Annotated in this window: 19 protein-coding genes; 6 read left to right on the top strand and 13 right to left on the bottom strand. The window is 66.4% G+C overall.

Annotated features, from left to right (window positions below; genetic code table 11):
* Positions 1-170: 170 nt before the first annotated feature.
* The 7 genes from I7X43_RS12830 to I7X43_RS12800 form a co-directional block, all read right to left on the bottom strand.
* Positions 171-2,429, bottom strand: coding sequence for a PhoX family protein (locus I7X43_RS12830; RefSeq protein WP_198101336.1), 2,259 nt, complete (start codon positions 2,427-2,429; stop codon positions 171-173).
* A gap of 51 nt (positions 2,430-2,480) precedes the next feature.
* The gene (locus I7X43_RS12825) at positions 2,481-5,600 is read right to left on the bottom strand and encodes an EAL domain-containing protein (RefSeq protein WP_198101335.1); all 3,120 of its coding nucleotides are present in this window, start codon (positions 5,598-5,600) and stop codon (positions 2,481-2,483) included.
* 13 nt (positions 5,601-5,613) lie between these two features.
* A complete protein-coding gene (locus tag I7X43_RS16595; RefSeq protein WP_310737567.1) occupies positions 5,614-7,545 on the bottom strand; it encodes a methyl-accepting chemotaxis protein in 1,932 nt (643 codons plus the stop codon).
* A 402-nt stretch (positions 7,546-7,947) separates the two neighbouring features.
* A complete protein-coding gene (locus tag I7X43_RS12815) occupies positions 7,948-9,183 on the bottom strand; it encodes a porin (protein ID WP_198101334.1) in 1,236 nt (411 codons plus the stop codon).
* Between the two features lie 22 nt (positions 9,184-9,205).
* On the bottom strand, positions 9,206-10,387 hold the full coding sequence (locus I7X43_RS12810) for an SGNH/GDSL hydrolase family protein (RefSeq protein ID WP_198101333.1): 1,182 nt from the start codon (positions 10,385-10,387) through the stop codon (positions 9,206-9,208).
* A gap of 133 nt (positions 10,388-10,520) precedes the next feature.
* Positions 10,521-11,429 (bottom strand): DMT family transporter, encoded by a 909-nt coding sequence (locus I7X43_RS12805; RefSeq protein WP_198101332.1) that lies wholly within the window; start codon positions 11,427-11,429, stop codon positions 10,521-10,523.
* Complete coding sequence (locus I7X43_RS12800) at positions 11,429-12,064, bottom strand: LysE family transporter (protein ID WP_198101331.1); 636 nt, start codon at positions 12,062-12,064, stop codon at positions 11,429-11,431. Before I7X43_RS12800 ends, I7X43_RS12805 begins: the two co-directional genes overlap by 1 nt.
* A 174-nt stretch (positions 12,065-12,238) precedes the next feature.
* Here I7X43_RS12800 and I7X43_RS12795 point away from each other — a divergent pair, with 174 nt between their 5' ends.
* The gene (locus tag I7X43_RS12795; RefSeq protein WP_198101330.1) at positions 12,239-12,871 is read left to right on the top strand and encodes a cation efflux transmembrane domain-containing protein; all 633 of its coding nucleotides are present in this window, start codon (positions 12,239-12,241) and stop codon (positions 12,869-12,871) included.
* A 17-nt stretch (positions 12,872-12,888) separates the two neighbouring features.
* Positions 12,889-14,247, top strand: a complete 1,359-nt coding sequence (gene radA, locus I7X43_RS12790) for a DNA repair protein RadA (RefSeq protein ID WP_198101329.1) — start codon at positions 12,889-12,891, stop codon at positions 14,245-14,247.
* Positions 14,248-14,251: 4 nt separating this feature from the next.
* Here the strand turns inward: radA and tgt are convergent, their stop codons facing one another.
* Positions 14,252-15,379 (bottom strand): tRNA guanosine(34) transglycosylase Tgt, encoded by a 1,128-nt coding sequence (gene tgt, locus I7X43_RS12785; protein WP_198101328.1) that lies wholly within the window; start codon positions 15,377-15,379, stop codon positions 14,252-14,254.
* Between the two features lie 53 nt (positions 15,380-15,432).
* Here tgt and I7X43_RS12780 point away from each other — a divergent pair, with 53 nt between their 5' ends.
* A complete protein-coding gene (locus I7X43_RS12780) occupies positions 15,433-16,227 on the top strand; it encodes a substrate-binding periplasmic protein (RefSeq protein ID WP_198101327.1) in 795 nt (264 codons plus the stop codon).
* 38 nt (positions 16,228-16,265) lie between these two features.
* Here the strand turns inward: I7X43_RS12780 and I7X43_RS12775 are convergent, their stop codons facing one another.
* The 3 genes from I7X43_RS12775 to I7X43_RS12765 are packed head-to-tail and all read right to left on the bottom strand — an operon-like array spanning position 16,266 to position 17,599.
* On the bottom strand, positions 16,266-16,640 hold the full coding sequence (locus tag I7X43_RS12775; protein WP_198101326.1) for a hypothetical protein: 375 nt from the start codon (positions 16,638-16,640) through the stop codon (positions 16,266-16,268).
* The gene (locus I7X43_RS12770; RefSeq protein WP_198101325.1) at positions 16,637-17,188 is read right to left on the bottom strand and encodes an RNA polymerase sigma factor; all 552 of its coding nucleotides are present in this window, start codon (positions 17,186-17,188) and stop codon (positions 16,637-16,639) included. Before I7X43_RS12770 ends, I7X43_RS12775 begins: the two co-directional genes overlap by 4 nt.
* Before the next feature lie 3 nt (positions 17,189-17,191).
* A complete protein-coding gene (locus tag I7X43_RS12765) occupies positions 17,192-17,599 on the bottom strand; it encodes a DUF6249 domain-containing protein (protein WP_198101324.1) in 408 nt (135 codons plus the stop codon).
* An 85-nt stretch (positions 17,600-17,684) separates the two neighbouring features.
* On the opposite strand from I7X43_RS12765, the gene I7X43_RS12760 reads away from it, so the two are divergent.
* The gene (locus I7X43_RS12760; protein WP_198101323.1) at positions 17,685-18,272 is read left to right on the top strand and encodes an IMPACT family protein; all 588 of its coding nucleotides are present in this window, start codon (positions 17,685-17,687) and stop codon (positions 18,270-18,272) included.
* A 74-nt stretch (positions 18,273-18,346) separates the two neighbouring features.
* Complete coding sequence (gene argG, locus I7X43_RS12755; protein WP_198101322.1) at positions 18,347-19,687, top strand: argininosuccinate synthase; 1,341 nt, start codon at positions 18,347-18,349, stop codon at positions 19,685-19,687.
* A 20-nt stretch (positions 19,688-19,707) separates the two neighbouring features.
* On the opposite strand, the gene I7X43_RS12750 is transcribed toward argG, so the two are convergent.
* Positions 19,708-20,151 carry a hypothetical protein gene (locus I7X43_RS12750; RefSeq protein WP_198101321.1) on the bottom strand — a complete coding sequence of 148 codons (444 nt, stop codon included), beginning with the start codon at positions 20,149-20,151 and terminating at the stop codon, positions 19,708-19,710.
* 179 nt (positions 20,152-20,330) lie between these two features.
* Between I7X43_RS12750 and I7X43_RS12745 the strand changes: the two genes are divergently transcribed.
* Positions 20,331-21,113 (top strand): substrate-binding periplasmic protein, encoded by a 783-nt coding sequence (locus I7X43_RS12745; RefSeq protein WP_198101320.1) that lies wholly within the window; start codon positions 20,331-20,333, stop codon positions 21,111-21,113.
* 16 nt (positions 21,114-21,129) lie between these two features.
* Here I7X43_RS12745 and queA read toward each other — a convergent pair whose 3' ends face one another.
* Positions 21,130-22,164, bottom strand: a complete 1,035-nt coding sequence (gene queA / locus I7X43_RS12740) for a tRNA preQ1(34) S-adenosylmethionine ribosyltransferase-isomerase QueA (RefSeq protein ID WP_198101319.1) — start codon at positions 22,162-22,164, stop codon at positions 21,130-21,132.
* Positions 22,165-22,167: the final 3 nt, after the last annotated feature.

Here is a 22,167-nt window from a genome sequence, read left to right as displayed (position 1 = left end):
TTTCCAGACGAACGGGAACTTGAACTGCTTCCAGAAGCCGTCTGGCACTGCGGTGCCGACCCGCTTGTGCACCCGCCAAAGCTTCTCCACAAACACGACGAGTGAATCGTTCATGGCGCAAAAAGCAGAAGCGGGGCCGAAGCCCCGCATTCTGTGGCGTCCGGGTGAGATCAGCGCCCGATCACATCCCCATCGGTCTTGGTGATCACGATGGTGGCCGAGCGGGGGCGCTTGCCCGCGCCGTAGCCGGCGTTGCTGGGCCACTGGCTGCTGTACTTGGTCGGGTCGGCGATGTTGGCCATCGCCGTGCCCTCGCCCGGGTGCTGGATGTTGATGAACAAGGCCTTGCCGTCCGGTGTCTCGCAGATGCCGGTGATCTCGCAATCGCGCGGGCCGACCAGGAAGCGCTTGAGCTCGGTGGCCGCCGGCGTCTTGCCGACGAAGGTGTCGACCGTGAGCGCGCCACCCGTGCTGCGGCTGTAGCTCAGGGTCTTCTTGGCGCCATCGCCCACCTGGCCGGGCAGGGCGGCGAGCATCATGCAGTTGGTGACGTCGGTGTAGGCACCGTCATCGGTCTGGATCCAGCAGATGCCAGTGGCGGGGCTGAAGGCCAGGCCGTCGGGGCTGCTCATGTCCTGGTCGGCGGTCAGGTTGCTGAGGTTCACCAGCCCGGGGGCGGCGCTGGCCTCGGCGGCGAACAGGTAGACGTCCCAGGTGAAGGCGGTGGCGGCCGCGCCGCCCGTGTCTTCCTTGATGCGCAGGATGTGGCCGTTGGGGTTGCCGATCTGGCTGCTGCTGGCGTTCTTGATGTCCGTGTAGGCGCGCGGGTTGGCGCTGTCCGGGGCCAACTGGCTGCCGCCAGCGGCGGGTTCGGCGCGGCGGTTGCTGTTGTTCGTCAGCGTGAAGTAGATCTCCCCGTTCTTCGGGTTGACCGAGCACCACTCCGGGCGGTCCATCTTGGTGGCGCCCACGGCGTCCGCGGCCAAACGGGTGTTGACGCAGAGGTCGGCCTGGTCCGTGAAGGTGTAGCCGGTGTAGTCGCGCACCATCGGGTTGAGCAGGCTCAGTTCGGCCCACTGGCCCGTGCCATCGGCATTGAACTTGGCGACGAAGAGCTTGCCTTGGTCCAGGTACTTGGCGCCTACGGCCAGGCGGTCGGCCGCGGTGGCGTCGGCCTCGGCCCACAGCGCGGTCGAAACGTACTTGTAGATGTACTCGTTGCGCGAGTCGTCGCCCATGTAGGCCGCAATCGGTTGGCCGACCACGGGCTTGCCGAAGGCCGCGCTCTCGTGCGCGAAGCGGCCCAGTGCCGTGCGCTTCACTGCCTTGCGAGTCTTGGTGTACGGGTCCACTTCCAAGATGTAGCCCTGGGCGTTCATCTCGTTGCGGTAGTCGTCGCTGCCGTCCGTCGAGACGCCACTCTTGCTGATGTTCCAGCGCAGGTAGCGGTCGTCGGCGCCGCCGGTTTCCCAGCCATGGCGCGAGGCTGCGCCCGCGGCACGGCCGTAGCGCTTGAGCGCGGTGACGCTCTTGTCGCCTCGCACGCTGTCGTCGTTGCCGGCGCGGAAGAAGTAGCCCGCCCAGTTCTCCTCCCCGGACACATAGGTGCCCCAGGGGGTCTTGCCGGCGCCGCAGTTGTTCAGCGTGCCGCGCGTGCTGGTGCCGGTGGGCGAGAACTTGGTGATGACCTGCAGACTGCCGCGCACCGGGCCGGCGAGCTCCACCTCGGTGCTCTGGTGGATGCGGAAGTTGAAGGGCGAGTCCTTCTGGTAGGCCCAGCTGCCGGCGGTCTTGCGCACCTCAACAACCGAGATGCCGTGGATCGCCAATTCCTTGTCCACCTCGGCGCCGGGGCGGGGCAGCGTGGCGGTGCCGCCATTGGCGTGGATGAAGAAGGAGGCGCGCGTTTCATCCGTGGTCGCCTCGTGGTTGATGGCCAGCAGGCCGCGGTCCACCGCGGTGGTGGAGGGCGTGCCGCTGCTGCTCAGGCCGAACCAGTCCATGCCGTCGTGGTGGTCGCCGGCGCGGTTCTCCCAGTCGATGTCCGTGCCGTCGTTCTTGAAGTCCGTGGTGGCGGCGCGCAGCGGGTCCCCCAGCGCGTAGAGGATGCTGACGCTGTAGCCGGTCGGCACCGTGACCTTGTCGTCCAGGCTCTTGGCCACGGCGGCAAAGCCCAGGCTGGTGACCAAGGGCGAGGGGGCTGGAGCCGGCGCCGGGGCGGGCAGCGGTGCTGGCGCTGGGGCCGCCTCGCTGTCGCAGGCGCTAAGCAGCACCCCGCCGAGGGCTGCGCTGCTGGCGCCAACCCCGCTGCGCAAGAGGCTGCGGCGGCTCAGGCGGGCGGTCAGCACCTGGTCAAAGTGCGGGTTGTCCGAGCGGTTGGAGTCTTCGTCGTTGAAGTCCGGGCGGTCAAGGCAGAGGCGGTCGTTCATGAAGCAAGGGGAGGGTGGTTCCAACCCGGCCCATGCTAGGAAGGCCTCGTTTCAGGGGCGTGTCGGTTCCATGACGCTCGTGTGACTGCCTTCGATGACGGGCGTTGCTTCAAAAAACCGAACCCAGGCTGGTAATTGCTCACCTGGCATGGCCTTGGCAAAGCTATAGCCCTGACCGTGCTCGCAGCCCAGTTTGAGCAAGGCCTGCGCCAGTTCCTCGTTCTCCACCCCTTCGGCAATCACATCCCGCCCGAAGGCACGCCCCAGCTCAATGACGGCCTGCACGATGGCCCGGTCGCCGTCGCTGCTGGTCATACCTCGCACAAAGGACTGGTCGATCTTGAGCGTGCTGACTGGCAGGTGCTTGAGGTAGGCGAGGGAGGAATAGCCCGTCCCGAAGTCGTCCAGGGCGCTGTGCACGCCCAGCGCTTGCGTGTGCGACAGCACGCTTTGCACGCAGTCCATGTCCTCCAGGGCGCTGCTTTCCAGGATCTCCAGCTCCAGGGAGGTGGGGGCCACCTGCGGGTGGCGGGCGAGCAAAGCGGCCAGGCGAGGTCGGAAATCCGGTGCCTGCAGGTGCTCGCCGGAGATGTTGACGCTGACGGGCAAGTGCAATCCTTGGGCCTGCCAGTGGGCCAGCTGCTGCAGCGCGGTCTGTAGCACCCATTCGCCCACTTCTAGCTCGAAGGGGTCCTTCTCGATCAGGGTCAGAAACTCGCCCGGGGGGACCAGGCCGCGCTCCGGGTGCTGCCAGCGAATCAGGGCTTCGGCCCCGATGACCTTTCGGGTGCGCATGTTCACCTTGGGCTGGTAGTGCAGCACGAATTGCCCGGCCTGCAAGGCGGTGCGCAGCTGCGCGACCTTTTCGTTGCGCTGCCGGATGGCGTTCTCGTGCTCCGCATCGAAATAGCACACCGCATTGCGACCACTCTGCTTGGCTCGGTACGAGGCCTGTTCTGCCCCGCGCAGCACCTTCTCGGTTTGCTCGCTGTCGTCTGGGTACACGGCGACGCCCAGGCTGGTGCTCAAGTTCACCGTGTGGGGGTAGAGCTGAAAGGGCTCGGCAATGAGCTGCTGCAGCCTCAGCACCACCTCGCGGGTGGACTCGGCGGAATCCATGTCGGTGAGCAAAACGATGAACTCATCGCCCCCAGTGCGGGCCACGGTGTCGTCTTCGCGCAAAGTGTGGTGCAAGCGCTGGGCCAGCATGCAGAGGACATCGTCCGCTGCGGCCTGACCTAGGCGCTCATTGATTTGCGAGAACTGGTCGATGTCCAGATGAACCGCCGCTATGCAACGCTTGTGTCGGTGCGCGTGGGCAGCGGCCTGGGCGAAGCGGTCGGCCAGCAGGGTGCGGTTGGGCAGCCCGGTGAGGGCATCGAAGTGGGCCACGCGCTCCAACTCCTGCTGTTGGCGCTTCAGACCCGTGATGTCGGTGAAGACCGCGACGTAGTGTTGCAGCGCACCGTCAAGATCTCGCACGGCGCTGATGCTGAGAATTTCGGGATAGACCTCACCCGACTTACGGCGATTCCAAATTTCCCCGCTCCAGTGCCCCTCCTGCTGAAGCGCTGTCCACATGGCGCGGTAGAACTCGGGAGTCTGGCGGCCAGACTGCAAGATTCGGGGGTTGAGCCCCAGGACTTCCTCACGGGCGTAACCCGTGATGGCGCTGAATGCGGCATTCACCTCCAGGATGTGGCCTTGAGGGTCCGTGATCGTGATGCCCTCGTTCGTGTGGGTGAACACGCTGGACATCAGACGGGTGCGCATCACATGCGCGCGCTCGGCGCGCAAGTCCTGAACAAAGGCCAGCACTGCAGTTTGCTTGTGGTGGGCGTTGGGCTGCACGACCTTGAACGTCAGTTCGGCGGGAAAAGTCTGCTGCGCAGCGTCCAGCGCTTGGACCTCCCGTTTGAACTCGCGACCAGCCTCGGCGCTGAGCAGGGCAGCATTCAGCAACCTGTGGGCGGATTCGAGCGTCGCGGGAGCCAGCACGGCGCCACAAAAATCCTGGCCCCGCGCCAGTCGCGGCCCAAAGAGCCGGTCTGCCACCTGGCCCCACAGCTTGGTTCGGCCCTGCGCATCCAGGCTGAAGATGGCGTCGCGAGAGGCGTCGGCCAACATGGCCACACGCTGGAAGCTGCGCCGCAACCGCCGGTGCTCCCACGCCAGGGCCAGACCCGCGAGCGCCAGCAGGCCCAGCGCGACAAGGCCCGTTGTGAGGGCCCAGCGGTGCTGGTTCCAGAACTCCTGCCACAGCCCGCTCTGGAAGCGATCGAAGGGCGGCGCGCGGTTGGCCTTCAGCACGGCCACCACCTCACGGTAATCGGCTGGGATGGTGAAGCCGCCGATCGGTGGCAGGGCCTGCGCTGGCATGGAGAGCAGGGCGGCGCCAATGCGGCGGGCGGTGGCGGCCTCCACGTGTGGCGCGAGCAACACGGGCCACTCCGGATACAGCCGGGTCGAAACCTTGAACGGAAAGCGGGGCCAGTTCTGCTCATTGAGGATGCGGATTTGGTTCAGATCCAGCCTCCCCTCTTGCGCCATCTCTTCCAACAACCCGGTGCGCACAAAGCCGATAGCGGCCCGTCCCGCCAAAACGGCTTCGACCACATGCCCTTGATTGGCGCCCACTTGAAGCAATCGCGCATCACTGGGAAGGGAGATGCCCCGCTCTTTCAGCTCCAGCGCCTGCATTTGGTAGGCGCCCAGCCAGTGGACGTCCGGGGTCGCGACGATGACCCTCGCGATGTCCTCTAGCCGTGTGGGAGCGCCGGGGGCGTTGCGCGCAAAAATCACACCGCCAAATGCTCCCAGCAGGTCTTCGCTGGTGTCACCGGCCCGGGTGCGCAGCAGCCGGGTGGCGATGGGGCTGCTGACCTGCCGGGCCTGCAGCAGCTCGATTGCATGTCCAGGGTGGGTGATGACCAGATCGAGCTGGTGCGTGTCTAGGGCGCGGTCCAGCAGCTCGCGGGGGCCGATCTTCAGCTCGACCGGTGCAGACAGGCTTTGGCTCAGGTGCTCGCGCAGCGACTGCCAGGCGGGCAACTCGTTCTGGGCCTCACCGACGGCCAGCACGCCCAGGCGGACGGGCGCTGGTTCGCGGGCCGGGGCGCCGCTGCTCAACAGCAGCCCCAGGCTCAGGGCCGTTGTCCACAAGGCTCGCATGGGCAGCTCCTGCTCAACGGGTTTGGAAGACCGCGACTGCCCCCGCCAGCTGCCGTGCCTGTTGCTGCAGGCTGTCGGCTGCGGCGGCCGACTGCTCGACCAGGGCGGCGTTCTGCTGGGTGGTGCGGTCCAACTCCGTCACGGCCTGGCCCACTTGGTGGACCCCGCTGCTTTGCTCGTTAGTCGCTGTGCTGATTTGCGCCATCAGCGCCGATAGATCCTGGATCGCGCGGACCACGTCCTGCACGGTCCCCCCAGCCCGGGTCACGAGCGTGGTGCCGTGTTCGACGCGGGTGGTGCTGGCCTCGATCAACCCCTTGATTTCCTTGGCGGCCTGAGCGCTGCGTTGGGCCAGCAAGCGAACCTCGGCGGCCACAACGGCAAAACCTCGCCCCTGTTCGCCCGCACGAGCGGCCTCGACGGCGGCATTGAGGGCCAGGATGTTGGTCTGAAAGGCAATCCCATCGATGACCCCAATGATGTCGGCGATGCGTCGGGAGCTGTCGCTGATGCCCTGCATGGTGCTGACCACTTCCGCCATCACCGCCCCGCCGCGTTGGGCCACTTCAGTGGCCGTGTGAGCCAGTGCGTTGGCGTTTTGGGCATGGTCGGCGTTCTGTCGCACGGTGGTGCCGAGCTGCTCCATGGACGCCGCGGTCTGCTGCAGCGCGCTGGCTTGTTGTTCTGTGCGGTTGGAGAGGTCCTGGTTGCCCTGGGCAATTTGTATCGCCGCCGTGGCCACGCTGTCGGCGTTCTGGCGGACCCCGGCCACCACGTCACCCAGGTGCAGGCTCATCCGGTTCAGTGCCTCCAGCAGCCGCCCCATCTCGTCCTGGGTCTCTGCGGCGACGGTGCGGCGCAAGTCTCCCTGGGCGACGGCCTCGGCCAGGCCTGCGGCCGCGCCGAGGGCCCGCGTGGTTTGAGCGGCCACAGTCCCCATCACGACCATGGCGATTGATCCCAAGGTCGCCAGAGCTGCCAGAAACATCAAGGCCTGCTGCTGGGCTTGCACTGCGTTGTCGTGGACTTGGCTGCGCAGGGCACCGAGCCCGGCGTCGATCAACTCGTACTGATCGTTCATCAGGCGGGTGATTTGGGCAAAGAAGTCCTGCGCTGTGAGCAAGGTGTCCTGCGGGCGGATCAGCTGTGACTCCACCAGCTCAAACGCAGCGCCTGCCGCAGCCTCCGCTTTGTCGATGGGCGTGCGCAGGGGGTCCAGGGCTGGCCCACCATGAGCCAAGGCCAAGGCCAAGCCCTTGCGGTTCTGGGTCAACAGCTGGCGCGCTTGGGCCAGTTGCACCTCAAAGCGTGCGCGCTCCTCGGCGCTCGGACTGCCCTTGGCCAGGGCTGCTGTTCCGCCTGCGCGCAGCTGACCCAGAACCTCGACGCCACGGGGCAATTGGTTCAGGACGGCCTGCTGCAGGCCTTGAACAACCGGCCGCGCATCCGCATTCAGGCCCTGGTTCAGACTGATGGCATCGAGCAGCGCTTGCTGGTCTGCGACCAGTGCGGTGTGGCGCAAGTAGCTCTCCCGGGTCTGCAACTGCTGCTGGGCGACGGCCCCGGCCAGTTGCGCCCAGGTATCGGCCACGGCATGGGCGCTGGTGGTGAGTTCGGGTGCGGCCAGGGCGAGCACCGATTGCTGTGCAGCGGCCGCCGCTGCGGTGACGGCGCGCTCCTTTTCAGCGCGTGCACCCTGGACGTTTGATTGGCCTTGGAGAAAGGCGCCGGAGAGACCCCGGTGCTGCTGCGTGAGCTGCATCCATTTGAGGAGCGCTGATGCCGGATCAATCCCTTGATCGGCGCGTTCCGCTTGGCGGTACTGCTGCCACTCGGCGCTCAGCTGGCGGGTGCTGGGGATGAGGACCAGTACCGCCGAAATCACGGCCATGGCCGCAAACTTGGTTTTGAGCGGCAAGCGGCCCAGAAAGCGTGCAAAGAACATGGGTCCGCCTTTGTTTGGGAACACGAGGGGCCCAGTGTTCGGCACAGGGGCAGGCGCGGGTATTGACCTGAATCAAGCACCGAAAGTTCGTGGTTTGCGCGCCAAAAAGTTGAGGAAAAGTTACGGCGCGACAGTCACTTGGATTGGATTGTCCTCATCCAAAAGGAGGAGACATGCCACGCGCGTCAGCAGCGGTGCATAACGTTCAGCGCCCCGGCGCTGGCGTCACAGCCCGGGGTGTCGGAAAAGCCGCGCGGGGCCGCTCCGTGTCGATGGCATGACGATCTGGTTGCCCCCACGCCGGGATCCTCAAGGCTCGAAAAAAAGCCACCGACTGGCGGTGGCTTTTGTGGGGCGCCGGGCGCGGTGGGCGTCAGCCCCGCCCGGCGGGAGCGGGCCGCGTCAGAATCGATGCACCAAATTGGCCGAGAACGCGCTGGAGTCGCGCCCTGGCTTGTCCGTAATGCCGTAGTACAGGCCCTGCGCGAACGGCAGCACCTGACTGCCCGTCTTGTTGTTGATCCGGGAGCCCGACAGCCACACTTGCGTGCGCTTGCTCAGGCTGTGTTCCAGAGCAATACCCGCCACCGCCATGTCGCGGGCGTTGTTGGCATCGTCGTAACGGCCGTAGCTGACCACCAACTTGTTGCTGGCACTGAGTTGGTAGTGAACGCCGCCGTACATCAGGTCACCATCCCAGCCCAAATTCTTAGCGATCAACGCCCCAGCGGCCAGGAAGCTGGCACGCAGCGGCGCCGGTGCGGAGGCCCCGATGGAGGCGCGCAGCTGCGGGCCCAGAACCGAGTTCTCGTCTTTGACCTTCAGGTAGAGGCCCGTTAGCTTGTGGGGACCGAAGGTATAGGAAGCACCGATGATGGTGTTTTCCAGTGCCGTCTGACCATCGGAGTTCTTGCGCTGGTTGAAGGCGATGCCAATGTCGAAGTTGCCCGTTGCATAACCGGCGCTGATGCCGGTGAAGCGCCCATTACCAATGGCCCCCTCGCCTTGGCCCGACATGACGTTCAAGCGCAGGCCGCCTTGCTCAACGACCCATTGCACCGAGTTGTCGATGCGCACCTCGATACCGGTCGGGGCGGCGAATAGCGTGAGGGGGTTGCCCACGTTGCCGGCCATGTGCGGGTCAAAGCGCCCATAGGTCGCGAAGGCGGGGCTGTACTGGCGCCCGGCCACGAAACCGCCCACGGGCGTCACCAAACCCACCCAAGCTTGGCGGTGCCAAAACCGGTTTTCCAGGCTGGCGTTGAGCGTGCTGCCCAAGGTCGGCGCCAGGGCGCCCTTGATGGTGAGGGGAACGCCGTTAAACACCCAGTCGGGCAGATTGGTGCCGCTGATCGGTGTTTGCTGGTTCTGACTGCCTGTGTCCGCGTAGAACTGATGCTCCATCGTGAACATGGCCTTCCAGCCCGGGGAAATTTCCTCGGTGCCGCGCAGGCCCAGGCGGGAACCCACTTGCTGGCCGCTGGACACGAAGCGGTGCGTCTTGTCGCTGGCGCCATCAATGGCGACCACGCCGACGTCAACGATGCCGTACAGGCTGACGCTGGACCCGGCTTGCTGGGCATGCGCGCCGCAAGCCGCTGCGGCGGCCAGTGCCAGGAGCGAGAGTTGCTTTTTCATGGTGGTGGTTTCCTCTAACGCGTTACTTGACCCAGGCCTTGGCCTTGAGCGCGGTGTACAGCGCATCAGCAAAGAGGCCATGCGACTTCAGCGAGGGGTGAACGCCGTCAGCAAACATCGAGTTCGCTGGGGTCACACCCGCCGGAAGGACGCGCAGGAAGGGGTTGGTCGGGCTCGGGGTGGCTCCGGTGATGAAGCAGAACGAGGAGCTGGAGCCCAGGGCTGCGGGCACATCGCAAACGGGGGCCTGCACGTTGACCAGGCCGACCGAGGTCGGGTTGGCGTACCACTGGGACGCCAGCGCGCCGGCGTCAAACAGCATCACGGTGCTTTCGGGAACCGAGAACTCGCGCTTGATGGTGTCGTTGTACGCCCCCGCCAGCCCAGTGATCAGCGCCTGAGTCGAAGCGCCCCCTGCCACACCAAACGGGGTTTGCGCGGCGTTCGGGATGGTCATGACCACGATGCGCTTGGCCCCGGCGGCTTGCAGGCGGCGCACTTGGGTCAAGGTGTCCAAGCCGGCTTGAACCATCTCTGGGCCGTACTTGTTTTGAATGATCGCGCCGGATTCGGCCGAGGTCAGCGGGCGACCCAGCCGTGTGGCTTCAGCCGTGATCTCGTTGCCGGCGGCCGTCGCGTTGAAGAACACGTCGTTGGCTCCGGCCCACACCACAACGAGGTCGGTGCTTTGGAAGCTGCCTTTGGCCAGGGCACGGTCAATCTGGGTGCTCACCGGAACCGCGGCTTGTGCCGTGCACGCGCCTGCGGCGTTGGGGTTGCAGCCCACGCCGGGGACTTTGGCCACACGTGCGCCCCCTTGGGCGTAGTTGGTGGCGTTGGCAGCGGTGTTCAACCCGTTGGTGGCGGCGACCGGGCTGGCGGCGCCGACTTCATAGCGTTCCGGGGCAATGGTGATGCTGAGCTTGGAGGCCAGCACCTCGTTCCAGATCGCGCCCGGACTGTTGGTGAATTTGCCGACCAAGTCCGCGGCCGCCTTGGGCACGCCGGCGTTCATTTGCAGAATCAGCGAGTTACCGCGCGAATAGGCGCCGCCATCGCTGAGGCTGTCACCAAACACCACCAAGCGGGTCGTGTCCGCGGTGGGCGGGGGCGTGATGGGGGCAGGTGCCGAAGTTCCGCCACCGCCACCGCAAGCCGTCAGGGCGGCAAGAGCAAGGGCGCTGAGGCCCAGTTTGAGATTCATGTGTGCAACTCCAGAAAGAAGGCGCGCGCAGAGGCCATCGGCCCGCACCCAAGACAAAGCAGGATGCCATCAGGATGCCCGGCTTTGGGCGAAGTTCTTGAGGATTGGCGTCTACGCGACACCAGTGGAATCCCTAGTCCCGGGCGGCCGTCAGCGGTGGTGACGCGGTGGGCGTCGGTCGTTGAGCCAACGCCACACTGCTGACGCACAGCAGCATCCCGAGCGCGGCCAGGGGCGTGGGCTTCCAACCTTCCAAGATCGCGGAAACCCCCAGGGCAATCACGGGAATCACGACTCCCATCAGGGCCGCCCGGGCCGGACCTTGCCGCGCCGCCAGTTGGAAATAGAGCACAAAGGCCACGGCCGACCCCAGGACGCTCAGGTAGATCAGCGACAACCAGTAAGCCGGCCGCGTGTCAAAGGGCAAGCCGGAGCCACTGAGTACGGACAGGCTCAGCAGGAAGAGGGCGCCATAGCCCATGCTCCAGGTCAGTAGGGGCGGCAGCGGCACACCGCGCCGTGTCAGGGTCAGGGTCAGCACATTGCCCAGGCAGGCAGCGCCCACAGCGAATAGCCCGATCAATAGGCCCCAGGCCGCCTGCGGTCGCTCGGTGCTGAGCGCGATCTCTGGCCAAAAGACCAGTGCGACACCGGCGACGCCGCCCAAGGCCGTCAGCAAGAAGCGCCGACTGCTCTTCTGACCAAAGGCCCACCAGGCGCCCAGGGCGTTGCCAAACACCATGAGGGCGAACAGCACGGCCACCAAGCCCGACGGAATGTGCCGCTCCGCCTCGTACACCGCCCAATAGTTGCCGCCGTATTGCACGATGCCCGCGGCCACCAGCAGGGCATGGTGTTGGCGAGGAATTCGCAGGGAATGGCCCTGGAATCGCGACCACAGACCCAGCAACACGGCGGCCAACGCAAACCGCCAGCCCACGGAGGTCAAGGGGGGCACGGGGCTGGCCAACTGATACAGGATCACATGCCAGGTGCTGGCCCAAATCAGCGTGGGGGCCAGGAACAAAAACCAAGTCGGCATCAGGCCCTCTTCACGCTGGCCAGCAGCAAACCGGCGCCGATGAACAGCGACCCAAACACCCGATTGAGCAGGCGGATCACCCGCACGTCCTTCAAGGCCCCCAAGACTTTGGCGGCCAACGCGGTGTAGCCGGCCATCACCACAGCGTCTGTGAACCCCAGCGTGGCGGCAATCGTCAGGTACTGCGGCGTTAACGCTTGATCCAGGTGCAAAAACTGGGGCACCACGGCCAGCAAAAACACGGTGCCTTTGGGGTTGACGGTGTTGACCATCCAACCGCGCAAGACCAAGTCACGGCGCCGGGCTTGCGTGCCGCCTTGCACGCCATCGTCCTCAGCCCGCACGGCCGCAGCGGGGGCGCGCCATTGCTGAATGCCCAGATAAACCAAATAGGCCACGCCGGCCCATTTGATGACGGTAAACAGCGTCGTCGAAGTCGCAACGAGGGCACCCAAGCCCACACCCACGAGCAAGATCTGCGTCCAAATGCCCAAGATCAATCCGATGGTGGTCCAGTAGCCGCGCTGAAAGCCGTGCGTCAACCCGCTGCTCATGGCGGCCACTGCCCCGGCGCCGGGCGACAAGCTGATGGCCCATGCGGCCAGAAAAAACGGCAGCCAGGTGCTGAGTTCCATGGGAGATTCCTTTCGAGCGGGCGATTGAAGCATGTTCGGGAGAACCCGAGCCCGCTGCGCGGAATTGGGGTCCGTATTTCGCGCACAAGCGCACACGGGCAGGGCTTGACCCTCAAGGGACTTCAGTGTTTCCAATTCTGGACATGCTGACTTCCCGCCCAGGCGGTTTACATCATGGGAGCTTCTTGTTGCCACACGCCGATTGAACCGGCTCACGATCCGCGACTGCGCCGGGCCCTTCATTTCGCCCTGTGGGTGAACGCGGGCATGTTTGGCGTCGAAATCGTGGGGGGGCTGCAGGCGGCCTCGCTGGCCCTTTGGGCTGACGCCATCGATTTTCTGGGCGATGCGCTGACCTATGCGATGACGTTGGCGGTGTTGGGGGCGGGGCTGGCTGCCCGCTTGCGGGTGGCCCGAATCAAGGCGCTGATGATGGGTGGATTGGGGCTGGCGGTGCTCGCCCAGGCGTTAATGCGAGTGGGCCAAGCCGCGGTGCCCGAGGCGCCGGTGATGGGGGCGGTTGCGGGGCTGGCGCTGCTGGCGAACCTGACGGTGGCGTGGGTGCTGTACCGGTACCGCACGGGCGACGCCAACCTCCAATCGGTGTGGCTGTGTTCTCGCAACGACGCCATTGGCAATCTGGCCGTCGGTGCGGCGGCGCTTGGGGTGTTCGGCACCGGAACGGCGTGGCCAGATTTGGGGGTTGCAGCGCTGATGGCGATTTTGGGGCTGAGCGCGGCGCACACGGTTTGGCGCCAAGCGGACCGGGAGCGCGAGGCGGTGCCCCGGTCGGCGCACCGGCACTGAGCCCTGAGAATCTCCGAATGGCCAAAGACAAAACGATCTACACCTGCTCCGAATGCGGCGGCAGCACGCCGCGCTGGCTGGGCAAGTGCCCCAGCTGCAACGCCTGGAACAGCCTGGTGGAGGGACCGGCCGAGCCGGCCGGGGCCAGCAAGAACCATCGGTTTCAAGCGTTGGCCAAAAGCAGCCCGGTGGCCACGCTTTCTGAGATCGAGGCCGTGGACACGGCGCGCACGCCCACCGGCATCGAGGAGCTGGACCGCGTGCTGGGCGGCGGCATCGTCGCGGGCGGGGTGACGCTGATCGGCGGAGACCCGGGCGTGGGCAAGAGCACCTTGCTGCTCCAGGCCCTGAATGCGCTCAGTCGCAACATGAAGGTGCTGTACGTCACGGGCGAGGAGAGCGGGGCCCAGGTGGCGATGCGCGCCCGGCGCCTGGGCCTGCCGGGCACGGCCGTGCGCGTTTTGGCGGAGATCAACTTGGAGCGCATCCTGGCCACGTTGGCCGCAGAGGCGCCCCAGTTCTGCGTCATCGACTCGATTCAGACCGTTTACACCGAGCAGCTGACCAGCGCGCCGGGCTCGGTGGCCCAGGTGCGCGAGTGCGCGGCGCTCCTGACGCGGGCCGCCAAGGCCAGTGGCTGCAGCATGGTGCTGGTGGGCCATGTGACCAAGGAGGGGGCGCTGGCGGGGCCGCGCGTGTTGGAGCACATCGTGGACACGGTGCTGTACTTCGAGGGCGACACGCACTCCAGCTTCCGCCTGGTGCGGGCGATCAAGAACCGCTTTGGCGCCGTGAACGAGATTGGCGTTTTTGCGATGACCGAAAAGGGCCTGAAGGGCGTCAGCAACCCGAGCGCCATCTTCCTCTCGGCCCACGCTTCGCCGGTGCCGGGCTCCTGTGTGCTGGTGACGCTGGAGGGCACGCGCCCGCTGCTGGTGGAGCTGCAGGCGCTAGTGGATGTGGGCGGTGCGCGCCGCCTCTCGGTGGGCTTGGACCGCGACCGATTGGCCATGCTGCTGGCGGTGTTGCACCGCCACGCCGGCGTGGCGACCAACGACCAGGACGTGTTCGTCAACGCCGTGGGCGGCGTGCGCATCAGCGAGCCGGCAGCGGACTTGGCCGTGCTGCTGGCGATTCAAAGCTCGCTGCGCGGCCGCCCCTTGCCGCGCGGCTTTCTGGCCTTTGGCGAGGTGGGTTTGGCCGGCGAGGTGCGGCCGGCGCCGCGCGGTCAGGAGCGCTTGAAGGAGGCCGCCAAACTGGGGTTCAGCGTGGCGGTCATCCCCAAGGCCAACGCGCCAAAAAAGCCCATCGAAGGCCTGACCGTGCACGCGGTCGAGCGCATCGAGGAGGCGATGGATTGCGTGCGGGGGCTTTGAAGCCCTACACCCCGCGCGCTCGGTCGGCGTGGAACTGCGCCTTCCACTCCGCAAACCGGCCGGCGTCCAGCGCTTCGCGGATCTCGCGCATCAGGTTCAAGTAGTAGTGCAGGTTGTGGATGCTGGTCAGCATGGGCCCCAGCATTTCGCCGCAGCGATCCAGGTGATGCAGGTAGGCGCGGCTGAAGCCGGTGCAGGCCTGGCAGCTGCAGGTGGGGTCGATGGGGCCGTCGTCCGTTTTGTTGCGGGCGTTGCGCAGGCGCAGGTCGCCAAAGCGGGTGAACAGGTGGCCGTTGCGCGCATTGCGCGTGGGCATCACGCAATCGAACATGTCGATGCCGTTGCTGACGCCTTCGACCAAATCTTCCGGCGTGCCCACGCCCATCAGGTAGCGAGGCTTGTGGGTGGGCAGCAGCGGGGCGGTGTGGGCCAGGATGCGCTGCATCTCGGCCTTGGGCTCGCCCACCGACAGACCGCCGATGGCGTACCCGGGGAAGTCGAGGTCGATCAGCCCTTGGGCCGACACGTCGCGCAGGCTTTCATACATGCCCCCCTGGACGATGCCGAAGAGTGCGTTCGGGTTGTCCAAGCGTCGGAATTCGGCGGCACAGCGCTTGGCCCAGCGCAGGCTCATCTCCATGCTGGCGCGCGCCTCGCGTTCCGTGGTCAGGTGCCCCTTGGTCTCATAAGGCGTGCACTCGTCGAATTGCATGACGATGTCGCTGTTGAGCACCGTCTGAATTTGCATGGACACTTCGGGCGTCAGGAAGAGTTTGTCGCCGTTGATGGGCGAGGCGAATTTCACGCCCTCCTCAGAAATCTTGCGCATGGCCCCCAGGCTCCACACCTGAAACCCCCCGCTATCGGTCAGGATTGGGCGTTGCCAGTTCTCAAACCGATGGAGCCCGCCAAACTGACGGAGGATGTCCAAGCCCGGACGGAGCCACAGATGGAAGGTGTTGCCCAGAATGATTTGCGCGCCCATGGCCTCCAGGTCACGGGGCATCACGCCCTTGACGGTGCCATAGGTGCCCACGGGCATGAAGATTGGGGTTTCAACGACGCCGTGATTCAGCGTCATGCGGCCGCGGCGGGCGGCGCCTTCTTGGCGGAGGAGTTCGAAGTGCAGCATGGGGCCCGATTGTCGCGGTGTGCGGGACGTGCCGTCAGCGCATGGGGCTGCGCATGAAGCTCGCTGCGGGGGCGTTGCTGCTGGCCCTGGCCGCCCAGGCCCCGGCCTGGGCCTGCGGGCCCTACCGGGTGGGGCAGGTGCCGTACCCCGGTCTCTACGAACCCGGCCCCGAAGGCGCGGCGAGCGGCTTGGAGGTGGATTGGCTGCAGGCGGTGGCGCAGCGCAGCGGCTGCCAGCTCGAATCCGTTCGCAGCAGTGTCCAGGGGCTGTGGAAGTCCATGGCCGATGGTGACATCGACATCGCGACAGCGTCCACCCGCACGGCGGAGCGCGAAGCCCTGGCGGACTTCATGGTGCTGGCGCGCGCGCGGCCGGGCCTGCTGATGCACGCCACCGACGGGGCCGCGGTTGCCAGTTTGGAGGCCTTCATGGCCCGAACCGAGTGGCGGGTGGGTTTGGTGCGGGGCGCGCGCTATGCGCCGGACGTGATGGTTTGGTTGGAGGCGCTGCGCAAAGCGGGCCGGCTGTCGGAAAGCGCGGACACACTGGCGCTCTTCCGCGCGTTTGAGGCCGGACGCATGCAGGCCGTGCTCGCCTATCCCATGGAAATGGCCGCCAAGGGAGCGGCCTGGCGTCAAGCCCATGTGCTGCGCGACTGGTTCCCGCAGTCAGGGGCCGAAGGGGGCTGGGCGCTGTCGCGCCGGCGGGTGAGTGAGTCCGATCGCCTGCGCCTGCGTCAAGCCATGACGGCCTTGATCCAAGATGGGACCTTGCAGCGTCTGGCGGACAAGCATTTGGGTGCGGAGTGGTCGCGCAGCTATGTTGTTTCAGCCCCTGTGAGCCCTTGAGCTTTTGAGCCGTTGAGGACTTGGGGCGGGCTTTAGCGTTAGCGCCAGGGCGAGGCCCAGGCCTGTGGCAGGCTCCACCAAGCCAATAGACCGAGGCCACACAGGCCCAGCAGCCCGGCTTCCAGCGCCGCACCCCCGCCGGCGGCCAGGGCCAGGGCCTGATCCGGCCACAGGGCCAGCAACCAGGCCAGCAAGCCCCCCAGCGCCAGGGCCTGCAGATGGGGCAGCAGACGAAGGACTCGCTGGAGTGCGTCAGGGCGCGCCATCGCGTGGCTCGTGTGCGGCGCGGCCGGGAGGGCTGCCATCACCCGGCGCACGAAGGCTTCGTCGTCCTGCAGAGCGGGATCCGGTGGGTCGGGTTCAGCCGCACGCAACCAGGCATCCAGTTCGGCGTCGGTGGAATGGGGGCTCATGGTGTGCTCTCCTGCGGCCATTGGCCGTCCGTCAGCCACACGCGCAGTTTGGCGCGAGCGCGCAGCACCTGGGTTTTTAGCGTGCCCAGCGGCCACCCCAGGGCTTCGGCGGCTTCGGCATGGGAGAGGTCGGCGTAGAAGCACATCAGCACCGCCTCGCGTTCGGGCTCGCGCAGACGGGCCAGGGCGCGCTGCAGGTCCAGGCGCACGCCGGCGGCGGGGGCGAAATCGCTGTCGGGGGCGTCGGGCGCAGGGTCGGGCAGGGCCTCGGGCCAGGTCCTGCGGGCGTGCTGGCGAAACGCATTGATGGCCAGGCGCGTCAGCCAGGTGCGAAAGCGGGCCTCGCCGCGAAAACCCGGCAGCGCGCGCCAGGCGGCCACAAAGGCCTCCTGCGCCAGATCATCGGCCAGGGCGTGGTCGCCCCGGCACAGGCGGCGCAGCAGCTGGCGCAGGTAGGCCTGGTGCGCCCGCACCAGGCCCTCAAAGCTGGGCCGATCGCCGCGCTGGGCGGCGGCGAGGGCTTGGGCTTCCTGCTCCAGGTCGGACATGCGTCAGGCCGGGTGGCTGCTCTCGTACTTCCACAGCACCAGAAAGGCCACGCCCAGGCAGAGTGGGATCAGGCCGATGGCCCAGAGCCAGGAACCGGGGCGCATCGCGAAGAACATGCCAGCCAGGCCCAGGCCCACGGCCAAGTTCACGGCGCCGGCGCGCAGGTGGTAGCGCGGGCTGTTCTTGCCACTGCTGGGGGCCTCTTCACTGCGGAAGGCCGAGCCATCCAGCAGTTGGGGCGGAATGGGCTGGCCGGCCGCGCTGAGCTGGCGCACGGTTTCGTGGATGGCGCGCTCGCGGCTGGCCTTGCTGACGTAGTGCGCCACGATGGCGACGATGGGGATCAGCAGGGCCACGATGGGAATCATGAAGGGCAGGATGTGCTTGAGCACGAAAATATCGCTTTCCATGGCCGTTGGGCTCCAAAAAGGTGAATGGTGCAGCTTGGATGCAGGCCGCCCCCCGTTTGGATTCAGGGCCGCGCAAAAATATTTGATGTCTGACACCCTGGCCGCCCCGGCGCATGCCGAAACCCTGATCAAAAAGAGCCGCTTCCTGGCTTGCGTCGAGCCCTGCGCGGACCGAGAGCAGGCTCAGGCGCGCGTGGCAGCCTTGCGCGCCCAACACCCGCAAGCGGCCCATGTCTGCTGGGCGCTGATGGCGGGGGGGCACAGCGCCGCCAATGACGACGGCGAACCCGGCGGCACGGCGGGCCGCCCCATGCTGGAGGTGCTGCGCCATCAGGAGCTCGAAGGCGTGCTGGCCACGGTGGTGCGCTATTTCGGCGGCATCCGGCTCGGGGCCGGCGGCTTGGTGCGGGCCTATGGCGATGCCGTCTCGCAGGCCCTGCAAGGCGCGTCTCGAATCACCTTGGTGCGCCGTGTGGCCCTGGCCGCGGCCGTGCCCTATGCCCTAGAGGGGGTGCTGCGCCGCGAGCTGGCGGCGGCAGGTCTGGAGGTCGATGGCGCCGAGCACGGGGCCCTGGCCTTGCTGCGCTGGCAAACCCCTGAGGACCAAGTGGCCGCGTTGCGCATCCGGTTGACGGACGCGACGCAAGGCCGCATCGACTGGCGTACGACCTAGCTTCCGCCTAGCGCGAAGTCTGTTTGGGCAGGCCCTACAGTACGGGACTTCCCTAGGCTTGCCCGAGAACTGCCGTGTCCGCCACCATCCTGCAATCGATCCCTGTTGGCCAACGTGTTGGCATTGCTTTTTCCGGGGGGCTGGACACCAGCGCCGCCGTGCACTGGATGAAGGCCAAAGGCGCCATCCCCTGCGCGTACACCGCCAACCTGGGTCAGCCGGATGAGAGCGATTACGAGGAAATTCCGCGCAAGGCCAAGGCCTACGGCGCTGACATTGCCCGGTTGATCGATTGCCGCGCCCAACTGGTGGCCGAAGGCATCGCGGCCTTGCAATGCGGTGCGTTTCACATCAGCACCGCCGGTGCCACGTACTTCAACACCACGCCCCTGGGCCGCGCGGTAACGGGCACCGCCCTCGTGGTGGCGATGAAGGAAGACGGCGTCAATGTGTGGGGTGACGGCAGCACCTACAAGGGCAACGACATCGAGCGCTTTTACCGCTACGGCTTGCTCGCGAACCCGGCGCTGAAGATCTACAAGCCCTGGCTGGACCAGCAATTCATCGACGAACTCGGTGGCCGCAAGGAGATGAGCGAATACCTCATCCAGAACGGCTTTGACTACAAGATGTCCGTTGAGAAAGCGTACTCGACCGACTCCAACCTGCTCGGCGCAACGCATGAGGCGAAGGATCTGGAGTTCCTCCGCAACGGCATCCGCATCGTCAATCCCATCATGGGCGTGGCGTTCTGGAAAGACGAGGTGGCGGTGCCAGCCGAAGAGGTCTCGGTGCGGTTCGAGGACGGGGTGCCGGTGGCCTTGAATGGCCGTGAGTTTGCCGACCCCGTGGAGTTGTTCCTGGAGGCCAACCGCATTGGCGGCCGCCACGGCCTCGGGATGTGCGACCAAATCGAAAACCGCATCATCGAAGCCAAGAGCCGAGGCATCTACGAAGCCCCGGGCATGGCGCTCCTGCACATTGCGTATGAGCGCCTGGTCACGGGCATCCACAACGAAGACACCATCCAGCAGTACCGCGCCAACGGCCGTCAACTGGGTCGCCTGCTGTACCAAGGGCGTTGGTTTGATCCGCAGTGTCTGATGCTGCGTGAAACCGCCCAGCGCTGGGTGGCACGACCCATCACGGGTGAGGTCTGGCTGGAACTGCGTCGGGGCAATGACTACTCGCTGCTGGACACCCAGAGCCCCAACTTGACCTACGCCCCCGAGCGGCTCTCGATGGAAAAGGTCGAGGACGCCGCCTTCACGCCGCTGGATCGCATTGGCCAGCTCACGATGCGCAATCTCGACATTGCCGACACGCGAGAGAAGCTTGGCGTTTACACCCGCACTGGCCTGCTGGGGCACGACACGGGCGGCAGTATTCCGCTGTTGACCGCCGGATCGGACTGATCAACCCGGCCGAGGCCCGCTCACCCCAACTGCGTCCGCAGCCAGGCGCGGGCCTCTTCTTCGCGCTCGAAATGGGCGAAACCCAGTCCGGCGGCCTCAAAGCAGCGCCGCAGCGGGGCAGCCATCAGAGAAGCCCCTTCCACGTCTGGCCCCAGCACATAGGCCGTGAAAGCCGGGGCTACCCCCTCGTCACGCATGTCGATCAGCAAGGCCGCAAAGGCGGCCAGCGTGTCGGGCGACGCCAGGGCGCTGCGCCGAAAACGCGAGAGCTGTCCCCAGACCTGACCCTGGGCGCGCAAGGGCGCGGAAGCCTCGGTGGCGGGCGTGCGCAGTGCCTGCACCAGCTCTACATTGAAGGGGCCCTCCGCTTCGGTGACCAGCAGCCGGTCTTCGACACTGAAGGCGGCTCGCCCATGGGCGGGGAATCGTCCCATCGGTTTTTCATCGGTGGAATGAACGGCCATGCCCGGCAGCGTATCACCCGCTCAAGCGGCATCGGATCGCCAGGACGGTGGATCGGAGACGGCTTCGCGGCAGGCGCCCCGAGCAAACCCGGACATGAGGGCCCAGGACCACAAGTGCCGTTGTCGGTCTTCGGCGCTTCCGTTACCTTTACCGCTCCACTGGGTGAGGAAAGCATTGCATGCAACTGCGCGTGGCCGTGAGCCGGATTCGCCGCCTGGGGTGGGGTTTGGCCCTGTGGGCAGCCCTGCCTGTGGCTGCTCAAGCGCCGAGCGTCGCTGCGTCACCGGCGTTGCAGGCCTTCACCGAAAACCTGCCGCCCCTCAACTACGAGGACGAGCGCTCCGCGCGAGGCTTTAGCGTGGAACTGCTGGAGGCCATGGCGGCGCAGGCCAAATTGGGGGTCAGCATCAAGGTCTTGCCGTGGGCGCGGGCGATCCAAACGGCCCAGCACACACCGAACAGCGTGTTGTTTTCCCTCACCCGCACAGCCGAGCGCGAGGCCCAGTACCTGTGGGTTGGCCCCATCAGCGATCGTCGGATCATGGTGTACCAGCTGGCCCGGTCTCAGCCCATCGCGGCACGGTCGCTGGACGATTTACGTTCTTTGAGGGTGGGGGCTGTGCGCGAATCGGCCACCGCACGGCAGCTGGAAGAACAGGGCTTCGGGGCCGGGCGTCTACTGGACCTCGCGCCAGACTATGGGGCCAATGTGCGCAAGCTGCTCGCCGGTCGAGTGGATGTCATCGTCTCGCAAGATTGGACGGTGGCGTGGCACTTGGCGCAACACCGCCTGCCCTTCAGCACGGTGCGGGCTGTGATGCCTTATGACGCGGACAAGTCCTATTGGTTTGGCTTGCGCCTGGACACCGACCCGGCGGTGGTGCAACGCCTGCAAGCCGCCCTGGACACGCTGCGCAAAGACGGTCGCTACGACCGATTACGCGGGCGGTACTTTGAGTGACTGCGTCCGCAACGGTTCAGGCGGTTCGATCTAGGACCATGGCGTCGCCGTAGCTGAAAAAGCGGTAGCGCGCTTGCACGGCATGGGCATAAAGGGCGCGAATGTGCGCGTAGCCGGCGAAGGCGCTGACCAACATCATCAACGTGCTCTTGGGCAGGTGAAAGTTGGTGATGAGGCGGTCCACCACTTGGAACTCAAAGCCCGGGGTGATGAAGATCGTGGTCTCTGCGGCACCGGCTTGCAGCGGGTGGCCGTGGACGGCGGATTCCAGCGCGCGTAACGTGGTGGTGCCCACGGCCGTGACCCGCCCCCCCCGCGCCCGGCACGCGTTGATGGCGTCGACCGTCGCGGCCGGCAGGTTGAACCACTCGCTGTGCATGTGGTGTTCAGCGAGATTTTCGGTCCGTACGGGCTGAAAGGTGCCGGCGCCCACATGCAGGGTCACTTGGGCGCGCGGGCAGGGGAGCGCGGCGAGCAAGGCCTCGTCAAAGTGCAAGGAGGCGGTCGGGGCCGCCACGGCCCCCGGGTTTTGGGCGAACACGGTCTGGTAGCGCTGGACATCGTCCGCCGAATCGGCATGGGTGATGTAGGGCGGCAGCGGCACATGGCCGTGGGCCTCTAACAGCGTGAGCGGATCGGCAGGGAAGCGCAGGTGAAAGAGGCTGTTCTCGGGGCCGCAGCGGCCCAGCACCTCAGCCTCGAACCCGCGGGCCCCATCCCCCAGCCACACGGTGCTGCCGGGTTTGGGGCTTTTGCTGGCACGCACATGGGCCCAGACCTCGAGCGTGCCCGGCAGCAGGCGCTCGACCAAGGCTTCCACGCTGCCGCCACTGTTCTTGCGGCCGTGCAGGCGTGCCTTGATGACCTGGGTGTCGTTGAAAACCAGCAGGTCCTCGGGGGCCAGCAGGCTCGGCAGCTCCCGGAACACGCGGTCCAGCGGGGTCGCACCCCGCCCATCCAGCAGGCGTGAGGCACTGCGCTCGCTGGCGGGGTGCTGGGCGATCAGCTCGGGCGGCAGCAGGTAATCGAAATCGGACAGCGTGTAGGCCATGGG

Source organism: Inhella gelatinilytica (assembly GCF_016093295.1).
GTDB lineage: Bacteria > Pseudomonadota > Gammaproteobacteria > Burkholderiales > Burkholderiaceae_C > Inhella > Inhella gelatinilytica.
The sequence above is the reverse complement of the archived record's forward strand: the minus strand, read 5'-3'. Positions and strand labels throughout refer to the sequence as shown.

What these genes read in the sequence shown, in the direction of transcription:
- I7X43_RS12830 (WP_198101336.1), bottom strand. Translation starts at nt 2,429, where the DNA reads ATGAACGACCGCCTCTGCCTTGACCGCCCGGACTTCAACGACGAAGAC.
- I7X43_RS12825 (WP_198101335.1), bottom strand. Translation starts at nt 5,600, where the DNA reads ATGCGAGCCTTGTGGACAACGGCCCTGAGCCTGGGGCTGCTGTTGAGC.
- I7X43_RS16595 (WP_310737567.1), bottom strand. Translation starts at nt 7,545, where the DNA reads ATGTTCTTTGCACGCTTTCTGGGCCGCTTGCCGCTCAAAACCAAGTTT.
- I7X43_RS12815 (WP_198101334.1), bottom strand. Translation starts at nt 9,183, where the DNA reads ATGAAAAAGCAACTCTCGCTCCTGGCACTGGCCGCCGCAGCGGCTTGC.
- I7X43_RS12810 (WP_198101333.1), bottom strand. Translation starts at nt 10,387, where the DNA reads ATGAATCTCAAACTGGGCCTCAGCGCCCTTGCTCTTGCCGCCCTGACG.
- I7X43_RS12805 (WP_198101332.1), bottom strand. Translation starts at nt 11,429, where the DNA reads ATGCCGACTTGGTTTTTGTTCCTGGCCCCCACGCTGATTTGGGCCAGC.
- I7X43_RS12800 (WP_198101331.1), bottom strand. Translation starts at nt 12,064, where the DNA reads ATGGAACTCAGCACCTGGCTGCCGTTTTTTCTGGCCGCATGGGCCATC.
- I7X43_RS12795 (WP_198101330.1), top strand. Translation starts at nt 12,239, where the DNA reads ATGGGAGCTTCTTGTTGCCACACGCCGATTGAACCGGCTCACGATCCG.
- radA (WP_198101329.1), top strand. Translation starts at nt 12,889, where the DNA reads ATGGCCAAAGACAAAACGATCTACACCTGCTCCGAATGCGGCGGCAGC.
- tgt (WP_198101328.1), bottom strand. Translation starts at nt 15,379, where the DNA reads ATGCTGCACTTCGAACTCCTCCGCCAAGAAGGCGCCGCCCGCCGCGGC.
- I7X43_RS12780 (WP_198101327.1), top strand. Translation starts at nt 15,433, where the DNA reads ATGAAGCTCGCTGCGGGGGCGTTGCTGCTGGCCCTGGCCGCCCAGGCC.
- I7X43_RS12775 (WP_198101326.1), bottom strand. Translation starts at nt 16,640, where the DNA reads ATGAGCCCCCATTCCACCGACGCCGAACTGGATGCCTGGTTGCGTGCG.
- I7X43_RS12770 (WP_198101325.1), bottom strand. Translation starts at nt 17,188, where the DNA reads ATGTCCGACCTGGAGCAGGAAGCCCAAGCCCTCGCCGCCGCCCAGCGC.
- I7X43_RS12765 (WP_198101324.1), bottom strand. Translation starts at nt 17,599, where the DNA reads ATGGAAAGCGATATTTTCGTGCTCAAGCACATCCTGCCCTTCATGATT.
- I7X43_RS12760 (WP_198101323.1), top strand. Translation starts at nt 17,685, where the DNA reads ATGTCTGACACCCTGGCCGCCCCGGCGCATGCCGAAACCCTGATCAAA.
- I7X43_RS12750 (WP_198101321.1), bottom strand. Translation starts at nt 20,151, where the DNA reads ATGGCCGTTCATTCCACCGATGAAAAACCGATGGGACGATTCCCCGCC.
- I7X43_RS12745 (WP_198101320.1), top strand. Translation starts at nt 20,331, where the DNA reads ATGCAACTGCGCGTGGCCGTGAGCCGGATTCGCCGCCTGGGGTGGGGT.
- queA (WP_198101319.1), bottom strand. Translation starts at nt 22,164, where the DNA reads ATGGCCTACACGCTGTCCGATTTCGATTACCTGCTGCCGCCCGAGCTG.